The organism is Acidobacteriota bacterium (assembly GCA_003696075.1).
In the GTDB taxonomy this organism is placed as follows: Bacteria; Acidobacteriota; Polarisedimenticolia; order J045; family J045; genus J045.
In genome coordinates this window covers 1-4,387 of the sequence record RFHH01000101.1, presented here as the reverse complement: position 1 = coordinate 4,387, position 4,387 = coordinate 1, and the positions used below count along the sequence as shown (strand labels likewise).

Sequence of the window (4,387 nt, the reverse complement as noted above, 5' to 3'; positions counted from 1 at the left end):
CGTCGGCAGCGTCGGGTGTGTCTGGGCCAGAGACGTGGGGTCGACCGTCCGGGGCGCCGCCGCCTCCGGCGCGGACGCGGTCGCCGCCGCGGTGCTGTTGTCCGCGGCGGGCCGGGTCGGCTGAGAGCGGTCGTCCGCCGGAGGGTGTCCCGCTCCGGGGCGATCGCTAGGACGCCGCTCCTTCCCTCTGCGCCACCGGCCACAGGATCCGGAAGGTCGTCCCCCGGCCGGGCGTGCTGGCGACGTCGATCTGTCCCCCGTGCCGCTCGACGATCGCCCGCACGGTCGCGAGGCCGATACCGGAGCCGGCCACGCGCGCGGCGGCGCGGCCGCGGTAGAACCGCTCGAAGATCCGCTCCCGTTCGGCCGGGTCGATCCCGACGCCCGTGTCCTCGACCTCGATCGCGACGCGCCCTTCGGCGCCGGTCCGCGCGCGCACCGTGACGCGACCTCCCCGGCGATTGAACTTGATCGCGTTGCTCACCAGGTTGTCGAGCACCTGCTCGAGCGCGTCCCGCTCGGCCAGCACGGCCAGTCCCTCGGGGACGGGCTCATCGGCCAGCTCGACCTCCGCCGACGCGGCGCGCGCGCGGTGCCGGTCGACGACCTCCCGCACCACCGGCGCCACCGGCACCGGCTCCGGCCGGAACTCGGATCGGCCTCCGGAACGCGCCAGTGCGAGGAGGTTGTCGATCAGCCCCACCATCCGGTCCACGGCGGCCAGGATCCGCTGCAACCCGCTGCGCTGCTCCTCGTTCACCCGGCCGAGCCGCCCGTCGGCCAGCATCTGCGCGTACCCGCGGATCGACACCAGCGGCGTCTGCAGTTCATGGGCGACCGTTCCCAGCAGCTCGAGGTGCGCCTCGTCGAGTTCCCGCAACTCGCCGTCCACCCGCTCGAGTTCCTCGCTCCGCCGCCCGAGCGCCCGCGTCGCGGCGGCGAGCTGCTCGTACGCTTCCTGGAGCGTCCGGTGCGACCGCTCGAGAAGGGCGGCATCCTCGCGGAGCTGGCGCTCGACCTCCCGGTGCCGCGTCACGTCCCGGAGAACCAACACCCGTCCGACCAGCTCCCCGGCGCTTCCGCGGACGGGGCGGAAGACGAGCTCCACCCAGCGCCGGGGCGCGCCCGCGAGCTCGAACAGTTCCGCGTGTTCCGCCTCCGAACGCTCCCGCGCCGCCCGCACGAAGCGGGCGAGCCGCTCCGGTTCGTCGATGCGCGGCGCGAGCCGTTTCCAGAGATCCTCCTCGGGGGCGCCCGCCGCCAGCGGACCGCCCTCCTCTCCGAGCAGCTCGCGCGCCTTTCGGTTGGCGAGCGAGATGCGCCACGGCCGGCCCTCGGCCCGAGGTGCCCGCAAAACGAGGAGCCCGTCGCCCACCGCGTCCATCACCGCGAGCAGGCGGGCCTTCTGCAGCCGCGCCCGCCGAACCGCGTGCCGCTCGGCACCCAGGTCCCGCAGCGTCACGGCAGCCGCCGGCTCGCCCCGATAGTGCAGAGGGGACACGATCGCCTCGACCTCCCGGCTCCTCGCCGGTCCGCCCGCGCCGAGCAACCGGCACCGGAAGGGTTCGACCGGTTCCCCCGCGGCACCGCGCTGCACGCGATCGAGCGCGAGCAGCAGATCTTCGGCCGGGATCAGCTCCCGCAACGGGACGCCCGCGAGATCCCTCCCCGCCCAATCGCGCGCGACGCGGTTGGCCTCGACGACGCGCCCTCCGGACACGACGAGGAGGCCGTCCACGAGGCGCTCGAAGAGATCGCGGAGGCGCTCGGCGGCCTCCCGGGGCGGCTCCCCGCCCGGTTCCGCGGCCCGCTCGAGCCGGAGAACGAGCCCGTCGGGCACCGGGAAGGCACGGACGCGAAGCCGCATCCGATCGCCGCCCGCCAACACGACCGCGGCCTCCGGCCGCTGCGCCAGGCGGCGCTCGTCGGTGAGCTGCGGGGCGAGCCGCTCCCACCCGCCGGCCTCGAACAGCTCCGCCGCGCGCCGCCCCCGGAGCTTCACCGGGTCGTCCAACCCGAGCCATCGCGCGGCCGTCGCGCTCGCGGCCCGGACCGAAAGCGCGGGGTCGAGGAGCACGAGCGCCTCGTCGTCCATGTGATCGAGCGTGCGGCCCAGCAGCGGGTGCGGCTCGCGCTCGCGCGCGGCGAGTTCCTGCGCCAATCCCGCCAGCGCCGCCGCCGCCGGTGCGAGCGGGTCGGTTCGCGGCAGCTCCGGGATGTCGGTGTAATCGCCGCCGGTGACCGCCCTGAGGGAGCGGACGAGCCGCCCGACCGACGAACTCACGCGCCACCGTCCCCAGCGGTACCCCACCGTCAACAGGAGCACCGCCAACACCGCGAGCGCGAGACCGGGCACGAGCGCGAGGGGGTCGATGGGCGGCCAGCCGGCCGTGGCGAGCAGGGTGGATCCGTTCACTTTCCTGGGCGCTCCCGTTCCGCCGCCCGCTCTCGTCCGGCCGGCAGCGGCCCTTCGTGCCCGAAAAGGTACCCCTGTCCCCAGCGAACGCCGCATTCGATGAGCATTTTCCGCTCGCCGGGCCGCTCCACCCGTTCCGCCACGAGGGTGGCGCCCACCCTTCTGGCCAGATCCACCAGCGTCCGGACGATTTCGCGCGCCATCGAAGGTGATGCCGCTCCCCTCAGCGCGGCGAGGTCGAACTTCAGGAAATCGGGACGCAGCGCTTCCGCGAGCTCGATCGAGTGCGAGCCCGATCCGACGTCGTCGAGAGAGATCCGGAAGCCTTGCCGGCGCAGTTCGCCGACCCGCTCCCCGAGCCCCCCGGTGCCGGCCTCCAGCGACGCCTCCGCGACTTCGATCACGAGCCGGCCCGGCTCGGGCCCGTCCGCAAGGGACCGCCCCCACGCCCCGGCGTCGAGAAGGGCCGGCGTCGCGTTGAGGAAGAGCAGCAACGGTTCGGGCAATCCGCGCGCCGCTTCCAGCGCGGCGTCGCGGCAGGCCCGGTCGAGACGGTCCGACAGGCCCGCATCCCGGGACAGTCCGAACAACACGCGCGGCAGCCTCAGCGCCGACCGCTCCGGCCCGCGCGCGTACGCCTCCACCGCCACCACGCTTTCGTCTTCGAGGGCGACGACCGGCTGGAACACGGTCGCGATCCGCCCTTCTCGGACGATCCGCTGCAACTCTGCGATCCAGACGACCCGCTCGGCGCCGGCCGGCTTTTCCGCCTGCGCCCGCGCTTCGTCCACCGCGCGAAGCACGCGCCTTTCGAAGCGCTGCATCGGATTGTCGGTGAGAAGGGACGATCCGACCGCCGGCCTCTCGCCGAACGCCGCCGGACCCCCGCCCTCGAGGAGGCTGCGCCGGAGCCGCTCGCGCAGCTGCGCGGCGGTCTCCGCGAGCGATGCCGCCGCAACCGGGGTGCCCGCCACGTCCGAAGGGACGAAGAGCACGAACGCGTCGGCGTGCACGGCCGCGGTGGCGAGCAGGCTCTCGGTAGGAAGGAGCGATCCGATGCACGACCGGATCTCACCGGCTGCTCCCCGTAGCAGCGACTCGTAGGCTTCCCACCCGTAGACCGGCTCGACCAGGTCGCGCCCGCCGATACCGACCCACAGCACACCGATGCGCCCGTCGCGGGTGACGAGGGTCCGGATCCGATCGAAAAAAAGGGTGAACCCGTACAGCCCGGTGGTCGGATCGCGCAGCGCGGCCCGGAAGCGCAGGTACTGGGTGCGGAGCCGCCCCCGATCGGCTTCGCCGCTCACCGTCGCTCCCCGGAACCGGCGCCGACGAAACGCGCGATGCGTTCGAGGAGCCCCTCGACGTCGAACGGCTTCGTCACGTAGTCGGCGGCACCCTTCTGCAGGGCGTGGAGCTTCTCGCGCAGTTCGAACCGGATCGAGAACATGATGACCGGAATCGAAGCCGTCGCCGGATCCTCTTTGAGCAGGCGGAGGACTTCCCAGCCGTCCATCCCCGGCATGTTGATGTCCAGGAGGATGACGGCGGGTCCGACCGCACGGGCCAACGCCAGCGCTTCCTCGCCCGAGCCGGCCGTCTCCACCGCGTGGCCGCCCCCGCTCAGGAGGAGGGCGGTCATCTCGCGAATCTCGGGATCGTCGTCCACCACCAGGACTGGCCGCACGCTCATGCCCCCGCCTCCATCCGGAATGGAGACCGCCGCCGCTCCCCGATCGACCGCAGCGCCCGGGCGAGCCGAACGACCGTGGCGGCATCCGGTGGGAGAAACTCGAGCGCGAGGCCGATCGCACCGCTCGCGCTCCCCTCCCCCTCCCGCACGACGCGAGCCGGCACCGAGACCGACGGGAGCGCCGCCGGCGCCCGGAACTGGCCGCGGAGCCCCACCGCGAGGGCACCCGGGGGGGAGACGAACGCGCCGCCCAGCCCGATATCGCGACACACGAT

4 protein-coding genes are annotated in these 4,387 nt (G+C 73.8%); all 4 read right to left on the bottom strand.

Annotated features, from left to right (window positions below):
* Positions 1-166 precede the first annotated feature (166 nt).
* From D6718_06455 to D6718_06440, 4 genes are read right to left on the bottom strand one after another with little or no spacing between them, the layout of a single operon-like run.
* Positions 167-2,512 (bottom strand): PAS domain-containing protein, encoded by a 2,346-nt coding sequence (locus D6718_06455; GenBank protein ID RMG45864.1) that lies wholly within the window; start codon positions 2,510-2,512, stop codon positions 167-169.
* Positions 2,413-3,726, bottom strand: a complete 1,314-nt coding sequence (locus D6718_06450) for an EAL domain-containing protein (GenBank protein RMG45863.1) — start codon at positions 3,724-3,726, stop codon at positions 2,413-2,415. Before D6718_06450 ends, D6718_06455 begins: the two co-directional genes overlap by 100 nt.
* On the bottom strand, positions 3,723-4,112 hold the full coding sequence (locus D6718_06445) for a response regulator (GenBank protein RMG45862.1): 390 nt from the start codon (positions 4,110-4,112) through the stop codon (positions 3,723-3,725). Before D6718_06445 ends, D6718_06450 begins: the two co-directional genes overlap by 4 nt.
* On the bottom strand, positions 4,109-4,387 hold the full coding sequence (locus D6718_06440) for a PilZ domain-containing protein (GenBank protein ID RMG45861.1): 279 nt from the start codon (positions 4,385-4,387) through the stop codon (positions 4,109-4,111). Before D6718_06440 ends, D6718_06445 begins: the two co-directional genes overlap by 4 nt.

Bases quoted from the DNA above. Each gene is read 5' to 3' on its own strand.
- D6718_06455 (RMG45864.1), bottom strand. From the start codon at position 2,512: ATGCGGCGTTCGCTGGGGACAGGGGTACCTTTTCGGGCACGAAGGGCC.
- D6718_06445 (RMG45862.1), bottom strand. From the start codon at position 4,112: ATGAGCGTGCGGCCAGTCCTGGTGGTGGACGACGATCCCGAGATTCGC.